Here is a 21,701-nt window from a genome sequence, read left to right on the forward strand (position 1 = left end):
TTCTCCGGTGCGGCGGCAGGCAGAGGGCGCCTGATCAGGGTTGTGCCGGATTGCACGCGATTCGCCGGTGCGATAGCGTGCCCGCCATGCACAACCGTCGCCAGATCGCCCTCGCCGTCGGCGCCCTGTCACTGGCGGCGCTTGCCACCGTGGATCCGCCCAGCGCCAACGTGCAGATCCTCACGCACGACAGCCGCGATGCCTCGCCGGCGCGGTTTCAGGCGGCTGTCGACCTCGGCCTTGCCAGCGCTTCCATCCTCGTGACCTGGACGGCGCAGCGCCTGGTGCGCTGATCCGGCCGGAACAGCGCAGCGACAGCGCCCGCAAACTGACGCCACAGCCGCGGTTCGGCCGCATCAAACCATTGCCGGCAGGAGCGTATCCTTGACCCTTGGCCGTGGCGTGGCCCATAGCGCGGCCATGGACAATCCCGTGGAGAGCATGACGTTCGAGGCCGCGCTGAAGGAGCTCGAGTCGATCGTCGCACGTCTCGAGTCCGGGGAAACCCCGCTGCAGGACGCAATCGAGCTTTACGAACGCGGCAACGCGCTGCGCGCACGCTGCGCGGAGCGGCTGGACGCCGCCCAGGCGCGGATCGAGGCGATCCGGCTGGATGCCGAGGGCCGGGCCACCACCACGCCCTTCACCGCCGGATGAACCCCTCCCCTGCGCTTGCCACGGCGCTGGCCGATACCGCGCGCGAGATCGACGCCCGGTTCGACGCACTCCTGACCGTGCCGGACGATCCGCGCGCCGATCTGTATCGCGCGATGCGTCATGCGGCGATCGACGGCGGCAAGCGGCTGCGGCCGCTCTTGGTCTTTGCCACCGCACGGCTGTTCAACTGCGACATGGATTGCGCCGGCCGCGTGGCGATCGCGCTGGAGGCGATCCACGTCTATTCGCTGATCCACGATGATTTGCCGGCGATGGACGATGACGATCTGCGCCGTGGACGCCCGACCGTTCACAAGGCATTCGGCGAGGCGACCGCGATCCTGGCGGGTGATTGCCTTCATGCGCTCGCGTTCGAGGTGCTGGCCGATCCGGCGACCCATGCCGATCCGTTCGTTCGCGCGGAGCTAGTGCTCGATCTCGCCCGCGCTGCCGGGCCGTCCGGCATGGCGGGCGGCCAGATGATGGACCTGGAGGCGGAGCGCGCCAGTTTCGACCTCACCACCGTTACCCGGCTTCAGGCGATGAAGACCGGCGCGCTGATCATGGCGGCGGTGGAAGCCGGGGCGATCCTAGGTCGCCTCCCGCCCGAGGGGCGGACGCACCTGCGCGGCTATGCCCGGGACATCGGCCTCGCCTTCCAGATCGTCGACGACCTGCTCGACGTGGAAGGGGACGAGGCGCTGGCGGGCAAGAAGCTGCGCAAGGACGCGGGCGCCGGCAAGGAGACCTTTGTCTCCCTGCTCGGCGTGGAACCGGCGCGCGAACGCTGCCGGCTGCTGGTCGACCAGGCCATCGCGCATCTTCGCCACTACGGGCCCGAGGCGGATCTGCTCCGCGACATCGCCCGCTTCGTGCTGCAAAGGGACCATTGAGCATGACCTCTCGCATCGGCGTTTATCCAGGCACTTTCGACCCGATCACGCGCGGGCACATGGACATCATCCGCCGCGGCGCGAAGCTGGTAGATCGGCTGGTGATCGGCGTGACGACCAATCCGTCCAAAAGCCCGATGTTCAGCCTGGAAGAACGCATGATGATGGTGCGCCGCGAATGCGCCAGTCTGGATGCGAATATCGACGTGGTCAGCTTTGACCTGCTGCTGATGGACTTTGCCGAGCGCGAGGGTGCCAGCGTCATCGTGCGCGGCCTGCGCGCCGTGGCGGATTTCGAATATGAATATCAGATGGCCGGCATGAACCAGCAGCTGAACGACCGGATCGAGACGGTCTTTCTGATGGCAGACGTCGCGCTGCAGCCGATCGCCAGCCGGCTCGTCAAGGAAATCGCCATTTTCGGCGGCGAGATCGGCAAGTTCGTGTCACCCGCGGTGCGCGAGGAAGTGGTCGCGCGGGTGGCGGAGACGGGCCGGCGCGGGCGCTGACGGCGGCAGGCGGCGGTCTGGCGGCGGCACGGCGATCCTGTCCCGCAGGCAAGCGACCGGCACCGCAGTTCAGTTTGGCGCAAGGCGCGATCTGGTCTAGGGCGCCGGTCAAACGATCTGGTTGGGAAGACGATGCGGTTTGTTGGAATGATCGCGATGCTGGCCGCAGTGCTGGCGGGGCCGGCCTTGGCCCAGGAAAAGACTCCTGAAATTCAGGCGACCGCCACCGCTTCCAAGCAGCGCTACACACCGCCGCCGACCACCGATCTGGAAAACACCTGGCTGCTCGATCTGTCGAGCGGCGGGCGCGTTTCGATCTGGCTGCGCCCCGATGTCGCGCCGGACATGGTGCGCCGGATCAAGAACCTGACGCGCCGCAAATTCTACGACGGCCTGACCTTTCACCGCGTGATCGACGGCTTCATGGCGCAGGGCGGCGATCCGCAGGGTGACGGCACCGGCGGATCGGACCTGCCGGACGTGAAGGCCGAGTTCAATTACCTCCCGCACGTGCGCGGCGCGGTCGCCGCGGCCCGCGCGCAGGACGAGAACAGCGCCAACAGCCAGTTCTACATCATGCTGATGCCGCGCCTCAGCCTGGACGGGAAATATACCGTGTTCGGCCGCGTGCTTCAGGGCATGCAATATGTCGATGCGATCGAGAAGGGCGAGCCGCCGGCAAACCCCACGCGCATCCTCCACGCCTATATCGCCGCCGACAATCCCCCGCCCTATCAGGCGGCGCCGGTCGCCCCGCCGCCCTCGCTGGATGCGCCAGCCACGCTTCCGGGCGCGAAGCCGGCGAAGGCACCCAAGCCCCGACGCTGAGGGGCTGAGGGACTGAGGGCCCTCCCCAAGGGCCGACAGCGGCTGTGACCAGTGCTAGAGTTTAACCGCTCCTCTTGATGCAGAGCGGCCTCCCCGGCGGAGGCCGGGGCCCAGTTGGGAAGGTCGCAGTAACGAAGCGCAACTTGCTCTTACTGACGTTGCCCAGCTGGGCCCTGGCCTTCGCCGGGGAGGCGCTTCAACCGGGGTGGATCAGATTCTAGCCGCGTGAGCTGAGCAACCCTGCCGCGACTGCCAGTGCCGCGCCCGCCGCGGCAAAGGCGATGATCATCAGCAATCCGTCCTTCACCAGCAGGGCCATGCCGAAGGCGGCGATCGCCGCCATCGGGGCGGTGGTGGCGAGCGGCAGCAGCTCCAGCGGCGGGATGGCGAGCGTCAGCACGAGGATCGCGGCGGCCGCCACCCGGACCATCGGCCCCTTGGTCAGCGCCGGCAGCCGGCCGTGGAACCAGCGATCCATCCATCGGCCGACCGGACGCACCTTCTCCACCGCCTTTTTCACCTTCTCGGACTTCACCGAGCGGTTGGAGAGAAAACCGGGCAGCCACAGGTGCTTGCGGCCAAACAGCATCTGCCCTGCCGTCAGCACGATCACCAAGGCGAGCAGGGTCGGCAGCCCGGGTATCGAGCCGACCGGTGAAATGTCGATCAGCGGGATGATGACAAGGAAGGGCGCATAGCTCCGGTTCCCAAACGCCTCGATCGTCTGACCGAGCGACACTGCGTCCTTCTTGTCTGCCAGTTCATCGAGCCGGTCGAGAATGTCGCCGACGCTGTGCGGATCATCTGCCATCCGCTGCTGAACGGAGGCCAGGTCAGGCGGTTCCGCTGCCGTAACGGGTGCCAAAACAGGCAAGGGCCGCGGCACCCATGGATGCCGCGGCCCCTTCCCGTTCGTCGCGCTGCGATCAGGCGTAAGTCAGATCGAAGCGGTCAGCATTCATCACCTTGGTCCAGGCTGCGACGAAGTCCTTCGCGAACTTCTCCTTCGCATCCGCCGCGGCATAGACCTCGGAGAGGGCGCGGAGCTGCGAATTGGAGCCGAACACTAGGTCGGTGCGGGTCGCCTTCCACCGCGGTTCATCACTGGCGCGATCGGTCCCGAGGTACAGTTCGTCGCCGGTCTCATCCACTTCCTTCCACGCCGTCCCCATATCGAGGATGTTGACGAAGAAGTCGTTGGTCAGCTGGCCAGGACGATCGGTCAGCACGCCATGGTCGCTGTCGCCATGATTTGCACCGAGCACGCGCAGGCCACCGACCAGCACCGTCATCTCGGGCGAGCTCAGCCCCAAGAGCTGCGCACGATCAACCAGCAGCTCCTCGGTCGGCACGTTGTAGCGCACCTGGAGGTAGTTGCGGAAACCGTCCGCCTTGGGCTCCAGCACCGCAAAGCCCTCGGCATCGGTCTGCTCCGCGCTGGCGTCCGTGCGGCCCGGCGTGAACGGCACGGCGATGTCATGACCAGCCGCCTTGGCGGCCTGCTCGACACCCACGGTGCCGCCGAGCACGATCAGGTCGGCAATCGACACCTTCTTGCCGCCGCTGGCGCCGCCGTCGAAGTCGGCCTTGATGCCTTCATAGACCTCCAGCACCTTGGCGAGCTTCTCCGGCTCGTTGACGTCCCAGCTGCGCTGCGGCTCCAGCCGGATGCGCGCGCCATTGGCGCCGCCGCGCTTGTCCGAACCGCGGAAAGTGGCGGCGGAGGCCCAGGCGGTCTTCACCAGCTGGCTCACCGTCAGCCCCGACGCCGCAATCTTCTGCTTCAGCGTCGCCACATCAGCATCGTCGATCGGCGCGTGATCGGCCGTGGGGATTGGATCCTGCCAGATCAGATCCTCCGCCGGCACGTCCGGGCCGAGGTAACGGATCTTGGGCCCCATGTCGCGATGCGTCAGCTTGAACCAGGCACGAGCGAACTGGTCGGCGAAATAGTCCGGGTCGGCCCGGAACTTCTTCATGATCTCCAGATACTTGGGATCGACCTTCATGGCCATGTCGGCGGTGGTCATCATGGTCGGCACCTTGACGCCCGGCGTATGCGCCTTGGGTGCGAGCGTCTCTTCCGGGTTGCCGACCGGCTGCCACTGCTTCGCGCCTGCCGGGCTCTTCACCAACTCATATTCATGGTCGAGCAGCATGTCGAAATAGGTCATGTCCCATTTCGTCGGCGTCGGCGTCCACGCGCCCTCGATGCCGCTGGTGATCGTGTGATCGCCCATGCCGCTTTCGTGGGTGGAAGCCCAGCCAAGGCCCATTTGCGCAATGTCGGAGCCTTCCGGCTCCGCGCCGACCAGTTTCGCATCGCCCGCGCCATGCGCCTTGCCGAAGGTGTGGCCGCCAGCGGTGAGCGCAGCGGTCTCCTCGTCATTCATCCCCATGCGCGCGAAGGTTTCGCGAATGTCGCGTGCGGACTGCGCCGCATCAGGCACGCCGCCGGGCCCTTCCGGGTTGACGTAGATGAGGCCCATCTGGATCGCCGCCAGCGGGCTTTCGAGCACCATCTCGCGATCGGGCTGAATGCGCGTCTGGCTGTTCTCATGCCCGACCCACTCTTCCTCGGTGCCCCAGTAGATGTCCTTTTCAGGTTCGAACACATCGGCGCGGCCGCCGCCGAAACCGAAGATGGGGCCGCCCATGGATTCGATCGCGACATTGCCGGTCAGGATGAACAGATCCGCCCAGGAAAGCTTGCGGCCGTACTTCTGCTTGATCGGCCACAGAAGGCGGCGTGCCTTGTCGAGATTGCCATTGTCCGGCCAGGAATTGAGCGGCGCGAACCGCTGCGATCCGGATGAGGAACCGCCGCGACCGTCACCCGTGCGATAGGTGCCTGCCGAGTGCCATGCCATGCGGATGAAGAACGGGCCGTAATGACCATAATCGGCCGGCCACCAAGGCTGGCTGTCGGTCATCAGCGCGCGCAGGTCAGCCTTTACCGCTTCGAGGTCGAGCGTCTTGAATTCGGCGGCGTAATCAAAATCGTCGCCCATCGGGTCGCCGGACAAGCCGTTCTGCTGCAGGATTTCCAGCGAAAGCTGGTTGGGCCACCAATCGCGGTTGGTGCGGCCGAGCAGGCGGCGCAGCGCAGCCGGTTCCTTGGCCTTGTCGCTCAGCGGGTCGCCCGCCATCGGGCAACCACTCGTTGTCGCGTCCATGACTCGTCCTCTCGTCAATGATCTGGTTACAACAGGTTAGACCTTCGCAGGGATGACGGAAGCGACATAAATTCGTCAGTACAAGCGGCGAAATCGATCAGTCCACCGCGACACAGTGCCGCTGTCGATCGTTCATCGGTCTTCACTGCCGTGGGGAGTGAGCCTGCAACGTCTCTTTCCACAAGCTGGGGCTTATACCGAGCGCGGCGCTTGGCGGCGGCCCCACGGCCATGCTCTAAGCCGCCTCATGCATCGCTCCGCCCTTGCTGCGCTTCTTTCCGCCAGCCTCATCGCCGCCCCGCTCGCCGCCCAGTCGACCTATGACGGCGTCGACCCGTTCATCGGCACGGGTGGCGAGGGCCACACGTTCCCGGGCGCGGTCGCCCCCTTCGGGATGGTGCAGGTCAGCCCCGATACGGACACCACGTGCGAGATCCGCGAATGCTACGGCCATGCGGCGGGCTATCGTTATGATGATCCCACCATTCAGGGGTTTTCGCAGACGCATTTCTCCGGAGCCGGGCACTCCGACCTGGGCGATTTCCTGCTGATGCCGGTCGCCGGCGATACTGTCTCGCTCGATCCAGGCGATGCGAAGAAGCCCGGCTCCGGCTACCGTTCCCGCTTCAGCCATGCGCAGGAGATAGCGCGGCCGGGCTATTATGCCGTCACATTGGCCGACAGCGCCGTCCGCGCCGAGCTGACCGCCGGCACCCGCGTTGGCGTCCATCGCTACACCTTCCCCGCCGGCAAGGACGCGCATGTCGTGCTCGACCTGCGCTCCTCGCTATACAATTATCCGGGCAAGATCCTCTGGTCGTCTGTCCGCGTCCGGGCCGATGGCACCATCACCGGCATGCGCGAGACGCGCGGCTGGGCACCGGCGCGCAAATTGTTCTTCGCGATCCGCGCCAACGCGCCGCTCACCGGCCACGCCTTCCACAATCGCGAGGAAAAGATCGCCTACAAGGGGTTCCAGGGTCCCGGCCGTGGCCGCGCGGATGTGGCGCAGCTTCAGGGCCAGGCATTGGTGGCGCAGCTCGACTTCGGCCGCCTCACACGACCGCTGGAACTGAAGGTCGCCATCTCCAGCGTCGATGAGGATGGTGCACTCGCCAATCTAGACAGCGAGGCCGGCGGCTTCGATGCGATCGCCGCCGCCAATCGAGCGGCGTGGCAGCAGGCGCTGTCGGCAATCGAGATCGACGCACCTGCGCCGATGAAGCGCATGGTCTCCACCGCGCTATACCATGCGATGATCGCGCCAAGCGTCTTCTCCGATGCCGACGGCCGCTATCGCGGGCCGGACGATCAGGTCCACAAGGCGCAAGACTTCACCTTCCACTCGACCTTTTCGCTGTGGGACACGTTTCGCGCCGAGCACCCGCTGCTGCTCCTCGTCCAGCCCGAGCAGCGCAATCGCGACTTCGTTCGCTCGCTTCTTGCCAGTCAGCAGGCGAGTCCGTTCGGCATCCTGCCCGTGTGGCAGTTTCACGGCTGCGAGACGTGGACGATGATCGGCTATCACGCCGTCTCCGTCATCGCCGATGCCTATCTGAAAGGCGTGCGCGGATTTGACGCCGACGCAGCGCTCGCAGCGATGGTGAAAAGCGCGAGCTATGGCCCGTATGGCGGCCTCGACGAATATATGAAGCGCGGCTTCGTGCCGATCGACAAGGAACCGGAGGCCGCGTCCAAGACGGCCGAATACGCCTATGACGATTGGACCATCGCCCGCATGGCGCGCGCGATCGGCAAGGCGGATGTGGCCGAAACGTTCGAGAAGCGCGCTACCAACTGGCGCAACAGCTTCGATGCGAAGACCGGATTTCTGCGCGCGCGCCGCGCCGACGGGAGCTTCCGCACGCCCTTCGATCCCACCGCGATCAACTATGGCAGTGACTATACCGAAGGGAATGCGTGGCAATATTCCTGGTTCGTGCCGCAGGATCAGGCGGCGATGTTCAAGCTGCTCGGCGGGGACGCGGCGGCGGTGGCGAAGCTCGACGCGATGTTCGCCTTCGACAACAGCAAGCTCGATTATAGCCATGCCGAGGATATCGCCGGCCTGATCGGCCAGTACATCCATGGCAACGAGCCGAGCCACCATGTCGCCTATCTCTATGCCTATGCCGGCCAGCCCTGGCGCACGCAGGAGCGATTGGCGCAGATCGTCGCCAGCCAATACAAGGCCGCCCCCGATGGCCTGTCCGGCAACGACGATTTGGGGCAGATGTCGGCCTGGCTCGTCTTCACCGCCCTCGGCTTCTACCCCGTCGCGCCGGGGTCCAGCGAATATGTCATCGGCCGCCCCTTCGTGAACCGCGCCGTGATGACGCTGCCCGGAGGCAAGCGCTTCACGATCGTGGCAGACGCCCTGTCGGACACGAACCGCTATGTCGGCCGCGTGACACTGAACGGCCGCCCACTCGAACGCACCTATCTGCGCCATGAGGAGCTGGCCGCTGGCGGCGAATTGCGCTTCACCATGCAGGCGACGCCGAACCGCACGTGGGGCGCGGCGCCGGCTGCACGGCCCTATTCGATGAGCACGGCAGGCGCGAACTAGCCCCTCATTCCGGATTTGCTCCGAAATCCAGCTATCCGCAGGCGCTTCCGCTTGTCGTGGGAGCGCACCGTTCGCGGCAACGTGGATCCCGGAGCAAGTTCGGGATGACGCGAACAAGCGAGCGCGCCGCAACCTCCCGGAGCGGCGGGCGTGCCGGCGAGCTCAGCTTCAACGGGCCCCGCTCACCACCGGCGCTGGCGCGAAGGGCTTGATTCCGAACTCGGGATAGACCTCCGCCGGGTAATAGAAGGTGCCGTCCTTCACCACCATGGCGATGCGCTTGATCGCCTTCATGTCCTTGGTTGGGTCGCCCGGCACCAGGAAGAAGTCCGCCAGCTTGCCCGTCTCGACCGAGCCGAGCGTCGCGTCCTGCCCGAGGTACTTGGCCATGTCCCACGTCGCGCGGGTCAGGATCTGCGCCGGGGTCATGCCGACCTGCTGATACAGCTCCAGCTCGCGATGGAAGGTAAAGGACCCGCCCGTGTCGGTACCCGGCACGATCATCGCGCCGCGATCATTCAGCATCCGGACCGTCGCGACGATCTTGTCATAGGCGCCGCGATAGGCCGCATCGTCACCCGGCGCGGAGGTATCGATCCATGCCTGCTTCAATCCGCGCTGTGTGCCGATCGGCAGGTGATCAAAATAATCCGCTGCGCCCGGCGCCATTTGGCCATCGCGGTTGAGCAGCAGGTTTTCGTGGATGCCGAGCGTCACGTCGATCGGCGTCTTGCGCGCGGTCACCAGCCCCATGGTGTGCTGTACCCGTTCGCTGTTGAGATCGAGCGCCGGCAGCCGCTTCAGCGCGGTCAGGCGAAACAGCGTGCGCGTGTCCTCGGTGGGCTTGATCACCCATTGCAGCATGAACTGATTGATATGGGTCATCTCGTCGAAGCCCGCCTCGATCATCTGATCGGCGGTGGCGAAGGCGGGGACGTGGCCGGCAACCTTCAGGCCGCGCGCATGCGCCTCCTTCACCAGCGCCGGGATCCACGCCGGGTTCATGCTGTTGTACGATTTGACGCCCCAATAGCCGCCATGGTCGGCATACCAGCGGACGGCGGCAACGGCCTCCGCCTCGCTGTTGACGAGAATGCCGTTGTTCGCGCTGAACTGGCTCTTGCCCTCGATAAAGCCGGCGCGGACGATGCGCGGGCCGGCGATCACGCCGCCGTCGATCCGCTCGATCAGCTTGTCGAGCACCGCATTGTCATTGCCCATGTCGCGCATGGTGGTGACGCCCGCGACAAGGTTCAGCAGCGCGCCCTCCTGGCCGGTATGCGCGTGCATCTCATAGAGGCCGGGGATCACGGTGCCGCCGGCGCCGTCAATCACCACTTCGCCCGTCGCACCCTTCTGCGTCAGCGGCTCCACGCCCACGATCTTGTTGCCCGACACCAGCACCGATGCCGGCGCGCCGACCGTCCCCGTCTTGGCGTCGAACACGCGCACGTTGCGGATCCGCACCATGCCCGGATAGCGATGCGCCACCTTCTTGTTGATCGCGACGAAGCGATCGGTGGACCATTGCGCCGCCAGCGTCTTCAGCCGCTCGGCCTCATCCTCATAGCCGGCGCGCACGATCACCTGCCGCGGCGACACGCTGGCGAACAGCTCGCCCTTGTCGTCGAGCAGCACCGTGTCCGGCGTGGTCTCGATCCCGCCAAGGTCGTAGCGCGTCACCTTCAGCGGCCCGCCCGCGCCGTTCACCGCGACCGTTTCGCCCTTGGTCAGCGTCAGCGTGCCGCCGGGGAGCGCCGTGATCGTCGCGCCGCCAGTCTTCATGATCGCGCGGGCGTAGAGGCCGGTCGCCCAGGGGCTGCCGCTCTGCGCGACGTAGACGGCCGAGGCGGCGTCGGCCGCGCCCTTGCCAGTCGCGTCCGTCCAGGTCGCCTTGCCGTTCTGCCGCGCGAAATGCTCCTCCACCTTGGAGCCAAAGGTGGTGGTGCCATTGATGTCCCAGGCGAGCGGCAGCCCCTTGGCATCGAGCCGCAGCACTTCCTTCATCGTCGGGCCGCGCCCGTTGTTCTTATAGTCGAAGTCGATGGCGGTGCGATCACCCTCGATATCGGCGTTCAGATGGCCGACATTCTTGCCCCCGAAGATCACGCTGTAGCGCTGCATCTCCGCGGCGGCGTTGGTGGCGAGCGACAGGGCGAGCGCAGCGATTGCTGCCGAGGAGAGGAGCTTCATGACGGTGGCGTTACGTGGCTGGTCGCTCCTGCGCAACAACCTGTCGCAACCATGAAGCGGCGGAACAACGCAGGCCTGAAACTCTTCTAATGCGAACCGCCGCCCGGTACACGGCCGGCACTTGCAGACATTCGGAAGACGACGTGGCGGACAAGGACTCCGAGAACAGCATCATTGACGTTGAAGGCGATGGCCAGAGCGCCGGTGTTCCGGCCGATGGCGCAATGGACGTGGGCGGGCACGAGCCGATTGGCAGCAGCAGCGAGGGCAAGCGGCACTGGCGCGAAAGCACCATCACCGAGCCGGGTCTCGACAGCCGCGGCAACGTGTTCTTCGCGGCGATCGAGATGACGCGGATGCCGATGATCCTCACCGATCCGCATCAGCCCGACAATCCCATCGTCTTTGCCAACAAGGCCTTCCTGGATCTGACGCTGTACGAGGAGGCGGAAGTCCTCGGCCGCAACTGCCGCTTCCTTCAGGGCGCGCGCACCGATCCGGAAAGCGTCGCGGCGCTTCGCGATACCGTCGCCGCCAACCAGTCGATCGCGCTCGAGATCCTGAACTACAAGCGCGACGGCACGCCGTTCTGGAACGCGGTGTTCATTGGCCCGGTCTATGACACCTCGGGCAAGCTGCTCTACTTCTTCGCCAGCCAACTTGACGTCACCCGGCGGCGCGAGACCGAGCGATCCTATCTGCAGGCGCAGAAGATGGAGGCGGTGGGCCAGCTGACCGCCGGTCTGGCGCACGATTTCAACAATCTGCTGCAGGTGGTGAACGGCAATCTCGAGCTCGCGCAGGCGCGCAGCACGGACGAACGCGTGCTACGCTATCTGGAAAGCGCGCGCGGCGCGGCCGAGCGCGGTGCGAAGCTGACCGGCCAGTTGCTGGCCTTTGCGCGCAAGACCCGGCTCGATCCCCGGCCAGTGGACGTCAGCGATTGTCTCAACAGCTTCGCCGATGTGATGGAAAGCGCGCTGGGCCGAAAGGTGGAGCTGCACTTCAGCCTCCGCCGCGGCTTGCCCAAGGCGCTGCTCGATCCGCAGCAATTCGAGATGGCGGTGCTGAACATCGCCCTCAATGCCAAGGATGCGATGCCGACCGGCGGGGTGATCGAACTGTCGACAGCCCGCATAAAGCTAAACGGCGATGCCGCCGCGCGCGGGCTCTCGCCGGGCGAGTATGTCGCCGTGCAGGTGCGCGACGAGGGCGAAGGCATGACGCCCGAGGTAATCGAACGCGCGATCGAACCATTCTTCACGACAAAGGGGGTCGGCAAGGGAACGGGGCTTGGCCTCGCCATGGCCAGCGGCTTCGTGCAGCAATCGCGCGGGCGACTGGAAATCGAGAGCACGCCGCAGCAGGGAACCACCGTTCGGATGCTGTTCCCCGTTGCGGCGCACGACGCACACGACCTGCCATCCGAACCGCAGCCGAGCGGCCAGCCAACCAGCGGCTCCGGCACGTCGGGCGCGCACATTCTGGTGGTCGAGGACAGTCCCGAAGTTCTCGCCCTCGCGCGCGAGATCCTCGAGGAAGTCGGCTATCGCGTCACTACCGCCGAGACCGGCGAGGACGGACTGGCATCGTTCCAGGCCGCGGCGCACGGGTCGATCGACCTTGTCTTCACCGATCTGGTCATGCCCGGCGGCATCAACGGCATCGTGCTGGCACAGGAGATTGCCAAGATCGCACCCGACGTGCCGGTCTTGATGACGACCGGCTATAACGAGGAACTGGTGGCGGACGGCCCGCTGCGCAGCGGGCTGGACGTGCTGGGCAAACCCTATCGCCGTACCGATCTCCTCGACCGCGTTCGCCAGGCGCTGAACCGCAAGGGCGATGGCGGGCCACGACGCAACGCATCGGATTTCGGCTCGGCCGAGGAGTGAACCGGCGCGTCGTGGCCGGTCAGGTCACGTCCGGAAGCGGCGCCTTGCCGTCGGAGCGACTGACGAACAGCGTCTCCGCGCAATGCTCGTTGGCCCAGGCAAGACCGGCCGATTCCGCGTCGTCATAGCTGGCATAAAGATCGCCGCCGACCAGCGACACCGACTCCGCCGCGTCCGTATCGCCGCAGCGAAACAGCACGGATCCGTTCAACCGAAAGCGGCCATCCTCCAACTCCTGGATCCGGATACAGTCACCATCGCTGGGTGCCGGCTCGCCCGGCGGCAGTTTCCTGATGTCCATCAACGCCTCCTGATCCCCGATCGGCCAACGCATGGGCCGGCTATTCCGCTGCCATCAATCCTTCGTCTACGTCCGGCTCGTCATCGGCGCTGACGCCGCTATCAAGCCGCGCCTCGTCGGCGGCAAAGGCGGCCGCGTCCTCCTGCGTGATGCCGAAGCGTGCCGCCACGTCGGGCGCGAAGCGAAGGAGGTCGGGCCGCAGCCGGAGCAGGCTCAGGTCCTTTGCCTTTCCCTCCATCATCACGTCGAAGAACAGCCCGTCCGCCATCCGCATGAAGGTGGCGAACTCGAACGGGTTGGTGAAATCGGCATGGCCGGTCCAGATCGGCGGCCGCAGCACCGTCTTCACGCGCGCCGTCGTCTTTACCGGCGCCTTCAGCACCTCACCCTTCTTCGCGCGGCCCTTGCCCGCCTTGGCATCGGCGCGCTGCTTGGCGGTGATCTTCTGCTTCACCTCTCGCATTTCGGTGCGCGGCGAGGAAAAGTGGATCTTTGGCCGCACGCCGGCCGGCCATGTCGCCAGGAACCGCTCCAGCGTGTCGCGCATGTCCAGCCGCTCGGGATTGAGGCACCAGAAGTGCTGGTAGTCGAAGACGCAGCGCACGCCCGTGCGTTCATGAATCCACAGCACGTCCGCCGCCGAAAAGCGGATGTCGTCATTCTCCAGTACCAGCCGCCGTTTCACATGCTCGGGACATTGCTCCCAGCCCTCGATCCAGCGGGCGCGGCTCGCCTCGTGATCGTCATAGACGCCGCCGACATGCGTGATCATCACCGCTTCGTCGTCCAGTTCCATCCGGTCGAGCATCTCGGCCTGGCTCGACAGATCCCAGATGCTCTTCTTCGTCAGTTCCGGATTGGGCGCGTTCAGCAGCACATATTGCGACGGGTGGAACGACAGGCGGATGTCATAGGACCGTGCCTTGGCGCCGAACGCGCGCAGTTCGGCATCGCTCTCGGCCACCATGTTGTGAAACTGTGGCATGTCCGGATGGGTCGCGTAGGGCGCGATGTCCGACGACAGGCGGTACATGTCGAGCTTCTCGCCATGCAGATAGTCCAGCACCGTATCGAGCAGCTCCAGCGAGCATTTGAGATGCGGGTTCTTCTGCCAGCGGCGCGTATCGCCCGATTTCAGGCCGGGCTTTCCCATCACCTTGACGGGAAAGCCGAGGCGGAGCGGGCGGCTGTTGTCAGTCATGAAAGCACCTGTGCCTGAGGAATGCCGAGCCCGCGCACGAAGCTGTTCCAGTCGGCCAGCGTCAGGGCGCCACCCGTGGCTTGCGCATGACCATTGCCGTACCGGCCGTCCGCGTTGGCGGGCCGATGGTCGGCGAGAAAATCGATGAGGTTGCGCCCGGTGGCTGATCGCGCGGCGAAATGGACCCAGCCGGGCCGATAACCGCGATTGGCGGCGATGACGATCTTGTCCTTCAACCGCCCGCGCCATTGCTGCGCCACCAGGGGATGGATCTGGCACGGCGTGTCGAGCGCGATCAGCGCCACATCGCCCACCACCAGCGGCGGCTGGCGCTTACCTTCGTCCATGGCGGCACGGACCTCTGCCTTTGCCAGCCGCAGTGCCTCGGCATCGGCGTCCGTTCCCTTGGTGATCGCCTTTGGCCCATCCGCGCGCAGCAGCAGGCGCAGGGCCGGCCCGGCATCCGCCGCCGCGGTGCGGCGCGGCGCGTTGATCAGCGACACGGCATCGCGCAGCGCCGTCTTGCCCCAGCGCGCCTGCGCCTGTTGCAGCTCGATAAAGTCGCGGCCCTGCTCCATGTCGCCGATCAGGCCGATCGCCGCCAGCCAGAGCAGGTCGTCCACATCGCCCAGCGCGCCGGCCGCCCACCATGCCAGCAGCGCGCTGGTCGGCTCGGGCGAGAGGCCGTTGCCGCTGATGGTAATCGCGTCCGCCGGCTCGCCGGTCGGCACATGATGGTCGATGATCACCGTGGCACAGCCGGGCAGCACCGGCTCTGCGCGCGTGCCCAGATCCGCGACGATCAGCCAGGCGGGGTCGCCGGCGGAAAGCCGCGCTGCCACCGCAGGATCCCAGGGCGTCTCGCCCTTTCCGGTGAGATGCACTTCATGGCGCCGGCCAGCGCGCTCCAGCGCCCGCGCGAGCACGGCGGCGGCGGCCAGGCCATCCGCATCGAAGTGGGATAGGATCGCGATCGTGCCGTCAGGGTCGACGCTGGCAAGTGCCGCCGCAAACGCCTCCCGCGCCGCGCTGCGCGGGTCCGAAGCAGATGCGAGCCGGCAGATCATGGCGGGTTCAACGCGGCGACCGGCATTGAAGGTCCGTGCCGTCGATGGAACGGCCGCGCGAGCGCCGCGTCAGTCCACCAGCATGCGCGACAGGGCCGGACTGAACCATTCGGTGATGCCGTCCTGCCGCCGGATCAGCGCACGCACGGCCAGATCATGCGCCTCCGCCAGCCGGTGCATCTCGTCCGGTCCGGCCACCCCCAGGGCCGTGGCCCAGGCATCGGCGAAGATCGCTGAACGATGGACGACACTGATCGACAGGGCATGCGCCACCGGCTGGCCGCTACGCGGATCGATCGTGTGTCGGCCGCGCACGTAATCGCCCGAGGTGGCGACCGCCAGCTGGTGCAGCGCCAGCCGCAGCGGCGCCGCAAGTGCGCCCGGCGCCTCCAGATCCACCCACCACGGGTCCCCGTCCGGCCGCATCCCTCGCCCGACGAACTCGCCGCCGATCTCGACCAGGCTGTGCCCGACGCCATGCGCCAGCAGCAGGGCGGACAGGCAATCCACCGCATAGCCCTTGGCGATACCGGACAGATCGAGCCGCACGTCACGGCCACGCCGCAGGCGCCGCGCTGCCGGGTCAAAGGACAGGGAACGCCATCCGCCGCATTCAAGCGCAGCGGCCACTGCCTGCTCGTCGGGAAGACGGGAGACGGGCGCTGACCCATATCCCCACAGGTCGGCGAGCTGACCGATCGCGGGGTCGAACGCGCCGCCGGAAGCTTCAGCCACCTGCAGCGCCGCCGCGATCACGGCCGCGAAGTCGGGCGGCAGCGTCGCCCAGCTTCCGGGCGCGTCGCGATTGAACCGGCTGATCACCGAATCCGGCGCCCAGTGGCTCATCTCGCCGACCAGCTGTTCCAGCCGCCGTTCAACGGCATGGTTCAGGCTGACGAGATCCAGGGCCGGGGGCGCGGCGAACAGCGTCCGCCAGCGCGTACCCATGGTGGCGCCGCCAAGCTCGACCATGGCGAGGTCGGGGCTCCACCCGACGAGCGCGGTGGGGTCGATGTCCGGTACCAGCAGCCTTGGCTGCCCAACCGGCCTGTCGGGGGCAGCCATGGCTTCAGGTCAGGGTGCCGGCACCTCAAGCGTGGTGGTGAAGGTCATGCGGCGCTCGGTCGCGCGCGGCGTGCTGGCGTTGGCGTCCGTCTTGGTGGCGCTCATCCAATACATGCCCGCAAGCGGCCATTTGACGCGCAGCACGCCGTCGGCGCCCGTGGTAAGCTCCTGCACCGCCTCGCTTTCCCGGAACTTCTTCGATCCCGGTACCACCGTCACGGCAACACCGGCGGCAGGCTGTCCGTCGATCAGGAAGCGGAACTGCGCCTCCTCATCCGACACCAGCGCGCTGGGGTGGGTGATCGGCTGCATCTCCAGCCCCTTGCCCGTCGCCTTGAAGACGCCGTCGCTGGGGCCGCCCGCCGTGACATAAATGGCATTGCGGCTGCTGACTTCAGTGAGCTTCACGTCCGTCGCGCCGGCCGGAATTTCCGCCGGCGTGGCCACGCTCTGCGCGCGCGGTGCGCCCGCCGCCTGCGGCGGACCGCGCCGGCCGCCGACACGCCACGTTTCGCCATTCAGCTGGAAACTGCCCATGACCGACGACATTTCGGTGCCGATCTTCCACGTTCCCGGCTTGTCGACCTTTACGTCGAAGGTCGTGCGATGCCGCCCCGACGCTGCATTCTCGATCGCGCCCGGGCTGCCGTCCGGCGCCCACACCTTCACCTGCTCGGGCCGCATGGCGACATGGTCCGGGTAGAAGAGGTCGTTCGACACCGCGGCGTCCACCGTCACATATTGGTTGGTGTCGGACAATGTGGTGGTGGACGGCAGCAGCCACTGGCGGTGCGCCAGGGCGGGAGCGGCGAGCGTGGCCGCACCCACGGCGGCGAGCAGGATGGTCTTCAGGCGCATGGTGATCTTCCTCAACGAACGGTGACGGAGCCAAGCTCGGTGCTGCCGGCGGCGGTGCCGCCTTTGCCGGGCACGGTGATCGGCACCCGCACCAGCTCTCGGCCGCCGGTCTCGCGCGCCGCCTCGACGTTCAGCACATATTGGCCGGCGGTGAGCCCCTTGGGCAGCGGGATCTGATAGGTGCCCGGCGCCCGGGTCGCGCCGCTGACGCCATCGGCCGGCAGCTTCATCGTGCGCCCGCCCTTGCGCCACCAGCTGCGCAGATCGGCCAGCCACTTGGTGCCCGGCTCCGCCCCGCCCTTCTTGACGTCATACCAGACAAACACGGTGCGCGCCGGGCCACCCGCGGCCGGTTCCAGCCAGCCGGCGACATAGGGGCGGTGATATTCGGCGACTTTCAGCCGCGGCACCGTCACGCTGACGGTCTGGGCGGCGGCAGGCGCGCTGACCGCGCCGGCAAGAAGCAGATAGGCTGGGCGCATGGGCTCGCGAAGGCTCCTCAATGGATCAGGAACAGGGCCAGCAGCAACGGCACGAGCACGCTCGTGGCGACCAGCGGCCAGGTGGACGGACGATGCCGGGCATGAAGCTGCAGGAGCAGCAGGCCCGTCAGCGTGAAGATGATGCAGGCGACCGCGAACAGATCGATGAACCAGAACCAGGCATCGCCGGTGTTGCGGCCCTTGTGGAGATCGTTGAGGTAGGAGATCCATCCGCGCCACGTCGTCTCCGCGGTGATCGCGCCGCTTTCCCGGTCGATGCTGACCCAGCTGTCGCGGCCCGGTCCGGGCATGGCGACATAGACCTCCTCGTCGGTCCATTCCCCTGCACGCCCGGCCGGATCAAGCGCAACCGCGGCGGTGACCGCGCGGGAAACGGTATCGGGCAGCGGCGCATTCGCCGGGTGATCCCCGCGCAGATCCGCAAGGCCGGGCGGCGGCAGCGTTGCTTCGGCGCGCGTGACCTGCGGCTCCGCTCCGATCGTCGCCGCATGGTTCAGCGTGATGCCGGTGATCGCGAAGAGAAACATGCCGGCAAGCGACACCGCCGCGCTGATCCAGTGCCAGCTGTGCAATTGCTTCAGCCAGAAGGCGCTGATCTTCTTTTTCTTCTTGGGTCTATCCATCTGGGGCCGGGCTGTGGCGGCGCGACCGACCGGCGCCGTGCGGGACAGCTCCCCCGCCAACCGCTGTTCACCCGTCGCTTCCACGTCGCTGGCCTGCATGCCGATCCCAAATGCGCGCTGAGATCAGCCGCCCTCTGGCGTTCGGCTAGAACAATCGCGAATAACTCGCAACAGCAAAACGAGCCGCGCATGGCTGCACAGTTGGTGCAACCGCCGACAAGGCCGATGAAATCAGCCCGAGTTGCGCAGCGCAGTTGCGATGGCGTTGATCGACAGCAGGATGCCCTCCGCGATGCGCGCGTCATCCTCACCGGCGCGGTGTCGCCGCATCAGTTCGATCTGCAGCAGGTTGAGCGGCTCGATATAGGGCAGGCGGAGGCGGATGGAGGCGTCCAGCGCCGGATGCTTTTCCAGCAACCGCGATTGTCCCGTCACTTCCAGCAGCGCGTCATGCGTCATCTGCCAATCGTCGCGCAGGCGGGAGAAGATGCGCTGCCCAAGCTTCTCGTCTTCGATCAGGCTGGCATACCGCTCGGCAATGCCCATGTCGGATTTGGCGAGCACCATTTCCATGTTGGCGAGCGTGGCGGCGAACAATGGCCAGCCCTCGGCCATTTCCGCCAGCAGCGCCTTGTCCTCGAACGCGGCGATGGCCTGGCCGACGCCATACCAGCCGGGCAGCATCACCCGCGCCTGTGACCAGCTGAACACCCAAGGAATGGCGCGCAGGTCCTCGATCTTGGCGGATTTCTTGCGGCTGGCGGGGCGGCTTCCGATCTTGAGTTCGGAGATTTCCGCAATCGGCGTCATTTGGCGGAAGAAGGTGTTGAAGCCTTCGGTGCCGTAAACAAGATCGCGATAGGCGTGGAAGGCCGTATCGGACAGCCGGTCCATCGCACCCGCGAAACTTTCGTTCTCCGCGTTGGAAAGCGGCGCAGGCGACAGGCTGGCGAGCAACGTGGCCGAGGCCATCGCCTCCAGGTTGGTGATCGCGCTTTCCCGCGTGCCATATTTGCCGGCGATCACCTCGCCCTGCTCGGTGATGCGGATCCGGCCCTGCACCGTGCCGGGCGGCTGTGCGCGGATCGCGGCGAAGCTGGAGCCACCGCCTCGCCCGACCGCGCCGCCTCGGCCGTGGAACAGCTGCATGCCGACGCCCGCGGCCTCGAACACCGGCTTCAGCGCGGTGGACGCCTTGGAAAGCTGCCAGGTGGAGGTGAGATAGCCGCCGTCCTTGTTGGAATCGGAATAGCCGATCATCACTTCCTGATGCCCGCGCGCCCGCGCGATCGCCGCCACTTCGGGCAGCGCGAACCAGGCTTTCATGATGCCCGGCGCTGCTTCCAAGTCGCCGATCGTCTCGAACAAGGGCACCGCCATCACATGCGCCTGCGGCGGATCGCCGGGCACGTACAGGCCCACTTCCTTCAGCAGCAGATGCACCTCCAGCAAATCGCTGACCGAGGTGCACATGGACACGATATACTGGCGGATGCAGGCGTTGCCGTAAGTGGCATGCGCCTCGGCCGCCGCGGCGACGATCGCCAGTTCCTTGGCGGTCTCTTCGGAATAGGTGATGAAGCGGCTGGCCAGCGGCCGCGCGGTTGCAAGCTCCCGGTTGAGCAGCGACACGCGCGCGTCCTCGTCCAGCGCGGCATAATCGTCGCACACGCCGGCCCGCGCCAGCAATTCGCCCACTACCCGTTCGTGGACGGCGCTGTTCTGCCGCAGATCGAGCGTGGCGAGGTGAAAGCCGAACACCTCCACCGCGCGGATCAGGCGACCGATCACGCCCCCGCTCGCCAGCAGCCCGCCGCCCGCCTCGGCCAGCGCATGGCCCATGGCGAGCAGATCGGCGCGAAAGGCGGTCGGGTTGGAATAAGGCTCCGCCTCGCGCGCCGCCGGCCGGGGCGGACGGGCGCCCACCAGCTTCCGGTACGTGGCGGCGAGCCGGGCATAGATCCCGGACAAGGCGCGGCGGTAAGGCTCATCGCTGCGGCTTTCCGCATCGTCGCCGCTCGCCTCGGCCAGCGCGATCACCGCATCGTCCACGGGTGCGTGATAGGCGGAGATCGACAGTTCCGCGCCCAATGCGTGCAGCTGATCGAGGTAGAAGCCGATCACCGCGCCAGCGGCCTTGGCGAGCGCCACCTTCAGCGATTCGGCGGTAACGAAGGGGTTGCCGTCGCGGTCGCCGCCGATCCAGCTTCCGGGCTTGAGGAAGTTCGGCAGGCGCCGCCCCATTGCGCGGTCCCACCGCTGGTACAGCGCCGGAATGACGGGCAGGAACACGTCGCGCAGGTAGCTGAGCGCGGTTTCCACCTCGTCCGTCACGTACAGCCGCTCGCGGCGCAGCACGCGAGTCTGCCACAGCAACGCCACCTGGCGCACGATCGCCTCGTCGATACGATCGCCTTCCGGCGTTTCCTCCACGCCCGTATCGCGCAGCGCCATCAGCTCCGCGATCCGGTTGCGATGGTCGATCATGCTCTTGCGCCGCACCTCGGTGGGGTGCGCGGTCAGCACCGGCGCGATCAGCGCATGGTCGAGCAGCGCCAGCACCGCATGGCGGTCGACCCCTTCTCCCGCCAGCCGATCAAGCGCGGAGGCGACATCCGCCCCCTCCTCCGCCGTGATGCCCTGCCGATCCTCGGCAAGGTTCGCCAGCATGGAGAACAACATGAAGCCACGGACGAAATCGAGCGTCTCGTCGAGCGACAAGGCCTCCAGATGGTGATCCACTGCGATCCCGGCACCGCGATGCCGCTCCACCGACGCCGATCGGATCGCCTCGGTCGCGGCGAACAGTCGCTCCCCGCCCAGGGCCCGGATCACATCCCCCAGGACGCGCCCGAGATAGCGGATGTCATCATTGTTGGTGATCGACGGAAGCGCGCTCATGCCGCCATGCTGCATGCCGTCGACCATCGCCGTCAACGCGCAGTTTCGCCAGGTTGGGCCTGGCGCGCGGCGCGGCGGCGCTCGCGATAGGTGTCGCGCTCCTCGCTGGTCAACGTGCCGTCCTTGTTCAGGTCGTTGCGATCGAACCAGTTCAGCAGCATGTCGCCCCATTCCTGCGGGCCGAGCCCGCCGTCCTTGTCGGCGTCGCCGCGCTTGATCATCGGGCGCAAGCGTTCGGGCAGCTCATCGGCAGTGACGCGATCGTCGCCGTTCATGTCCGCGCGGTGGAAGCGGCGTTCGATCTCGCCGCCGAAGTCCAGCCGCGAAGTCACCGTGGGCGGCGTGTAGTTATTGGCAAGGGCGGCATCCTGCTCTTCCTCGCGCGCCCCACAGGCTGCCAGCAGCGTCCCGGCCGCCGCCAGCATCATCAACGATCGCATCCCCGGTTAACCTCCCTCAAGA

19 protein-coding genes are annotated in these 21,701 nt (G+C 66.7%); 7 read left to right on the plus strand and 12 right to left on the minus strand.

The genetic code is table 11. The features are described from left to right. The first annotated feature begins 86 nt into the window (after positions 1 to 86). From BMX36_RS12370 to BMX36_RS12390, 5 genes are all read left to right on the plus strand, one after another. Positions 87 to 293 carry a hypothetical protein gene (locus BMX36_RS12370; protein ID WP_066781482.1) on the plus strand — a complete coding sequence of 69 codons (207 nt, stop codon included), beginning with the start codon at positions 87 to 89 and terminating at the stop codon, positions 291 to 293. Between the two features lie 127 nt (positions 294 to 420). Next, a complete protein-coding gene (locus tag BMX36_RS12375; RefSeq protein WP_066781481.1) occupies positions 421 to 657 on the plus strand; it encodes an exodeoxyribonuclease VII small subunit in 237 nt (78 codons plus the stop codon). Next, positions 654 to 1,550 (plus strand): polyprenyl synthetase family protein, encoded by an 897-nt coding sequence (locus BMX36_RS12380; RefSeq protein ID WP_093065892.1) that lies wholly within the window; start codon positions 654 to 656, stop codon positions 1,548 to 1,550. Before BMX36_RS12375 ends, BMX36_RS12380 begins: the two co-directional genes overlap by 4 nt. A 2-nt stretch (positions 1,551 to 1,552) precedes the next feature. Beyond that, positions 1,553 to 2,059, plus strand: a complete 507-nt coding sequence (gene coaD, locus BMX36_RS12385) for a pantetheine-phosphate adenylyltransferase (protein WP_066781475.1) — start codon at positions 1,553 to 1,555, stop codon at positions 2,057 to 2,059. Between the two features lie 132 nt (positions 2,060 to 2,191). Continuing rightward, positions 2,192 to 2,887 (plus strand): peptidylprolyl isomerase, encoded by a 696-nt coding sequence (locus BMX36_RS12390; RefSeq protein ID WP_093065894.1) that lies wholly within the window; start codon positions 2,192 to 2,194, stop codon positions 2,885 to 2,887. A 217-nt stretch (positions 2,888 to 3,104) separates the two neighbouring features. Here BMX36_RS12390 and BMX36_RS12395 read toward each other — a convergent pair whose 3' ends face one another. Both BMX36_RS12395 and katG read right to left on the minus strand, forming a co-directional pair. Then, positions 3,105 to 3,698, minus strand: coding sequence for an exopolysaccharide biosynthesis protein (locus BMX36_RS12395; RefSeq protein WP_066781471.1), 594 nt, complete (start codon positions 3,696 to 3,698; stop codon positions 3,105 to 3,107). Between the two features lie 115 nt (positions 3,699 to 3,813). Continuing rightward, complete coding sequence (gene katG, locus BMX36_RS12400; RefSeq protein ID WP_093065896.1) at positions 3,814 to 6,063, minus strand: catalase/peroxidase HPI; 2,250 nt, start codon at positions 6,061 to 6,063, stop codon at positions 3,814 to 3,816. Positions 6,064 to 6,310: 247 nt separating this feature from the next. Between katG and BMX36_RS12405 the strand changes: the two genes are divergently transcribed. Next, positions 6,311 to 8,632: a GH92 family glycosyl hydrolase gene (locus tag BMX36_RS12405; protein WP_093065898.1), complete on the plus strand. Its 2,322-nt coding sequence runs from the start codon at positions 6,311 to 6,313 to the stop codon at positions 8,630 to 8,632. Between the two features lie 168 nt (positions 8,633 to 8,800). Here the strand turns inward: BMX36_RS12405 and BMX36_RS12410 are convergent, their stop codons facing one another. After that, complete coding sequence (locus tag BMX36_RS12410) at positions 8,801 to 10,825, minus strand: amidohydrolase family protein (RefSeq protein WP_093065900.1); 2,025 nt, start codon at positions 10,823 to 10,825, stop codon at positions 8,801 to 8,803. A gap of 143 nt (positions 10,826 to 10,968) precedes the next feature. Here BMX36_RS12410 and BMX36_RS12415 point away from each other — a divergent pair, with 143 nt between their 5' ends. Further along, positions 10,969 to 12,720, plus strand: coding sequence for a PAS domain-containing protein (locus tag BMX36_RS12415; RefSeq protein ID WP_256210785.1), 1,752 nt, complete (start codon positions 10,969 to 10,971; stop codon positions 12,718 to 12,720). A gap of 19 nt (positions 12,721 to 12,739) precedes the next feature. Here BMX36_RS12415 and BMX36_RS12420 read toward each other — a convergent pair whose 3' ends face one another. The 9 genes from BMX36_RS12420 to BMX36_RS12460 form a co-directional block, all read right to left on the minus strand. Next, the gene (locus tag BMX36_RS12420) at positions 12,740 to 13,021 is read right to left on the minus strand and encodes a hypothetical protein (RefSeq protein WP_143058565.1); all 282 of its coding nucleotides are present in this window, start codon (positions 13,019 to 13,021) and stop codon (positions 12,740 to 12,742) included. A 40-nt stretch (positions 13,022 to 13,061) separates the two neighbouring features. After that, positions 13,062 to 14,222 carry a UV DNA damage repair endonuclease UvsE gene (gene uvsE / locus BMX36_RS12425; RefSeq protein ID WP_066781459.1) on the minus strand — a complete coding sequence of 387 codons (1,161 nt, stop codon included), beginning with the start codon at positions 14,220 to 14,222 and terminating at the stop codon, positions 13,062 to 13,064. Next, complete coding sequence (locus BMX36_RS12430) at positions 14,219 to 15,289, minus strand: DHH family phosphoesterase (protein WP_093065902.1); 1,071 nt, start codon at positions 15,287 to 15,289, stop codon at positions 14,219 to 14,221. Before BMX36_RS12430 ends, uvsE begins: the two co-directional genes overlap by 4 nt. A 69-nt stretch (positions 15,290 to 15,358) precedes the next feature. Beyond that, positions 15,359 to 16,354, minus strand: coding sequence for an FAD:protein FMN transferase (locus tag BMX36_RS12435; protein ID WP_093065904.1), 996 nt, complete (start codon positions 16,352 to 16,354; stop codon positions 15,359 to 15,361). Between the two features lie 9 nt (positions 16,355 to 16,363). Continuing rightward, a complete protein-coding gene (locus BMX36_RS12440; RefSeq protein WP_093065906.1) occupies positions 16,364 to 17,212 on the minus strand; it encodes a DUF4198 domain-containing protein in 849 nt (282 codons plus the stop codon). 11 nt (positions 17,213 to 17,223) lie between these two features. After that, positions 17,224 to 17,694 carry a DUF2271 domain-containing protein gene (locus BMX36_RS12445; protein ID WP_066781453.1) on the minus strand — a complete coding sequence of 157 codons (471 nt, stop codon included), beginning with the start codon at positions 17,692 to 17,694 and terminating at the stop codon, positions 17,224 to 17,226. Between the two features lie 17 nt (positions 17,695 to 17,711). Then, a complete protein-coding gene (locus tag BMX36_RS12450; RefSeq protein WP_256210813.1) occupies positions 17,712 to 18,338 on the minus strand; it encodes a PepSY-associated TM helix domain-containing protein in 627 nt (208 codons plus the stop codon). 231 nt (positions 18,339 to 18,569) lie between these two features. Next, positions 18,570 to 21,239, minus strand: coding sequence for a phosphoenolpyruvate carboxylase (gene ppc / locus BMX36_RS12455; protein ID WP_093066374.1), 2,670 nt, complete (start codon positions 21,237 to 21,239; stop codon positions 18,570 to 18,572). 32 nt (positions 21,240 to 21,271) lie between these two features. Next, entirely contained in the window at positions 21,272 to 21,679 is a 408-nt protein-coding gene (locus BMX36_RS12460; protein ID WP_066781451.1) for a penta-EF hand family protein, read from the minus strand. Positions 21,680 to 21,701: the final 22 nt, after the last annotated feature.

The sequence above is a fragment of the Sphingomonas sp. OV641 genome (assembly GCF_900109205.1).
GTDB lineage: Bacteria > Pseudomonadota > Alphaproteobacteria > Sphingomonadales > Sphingomonadaceae > Sphingomonas.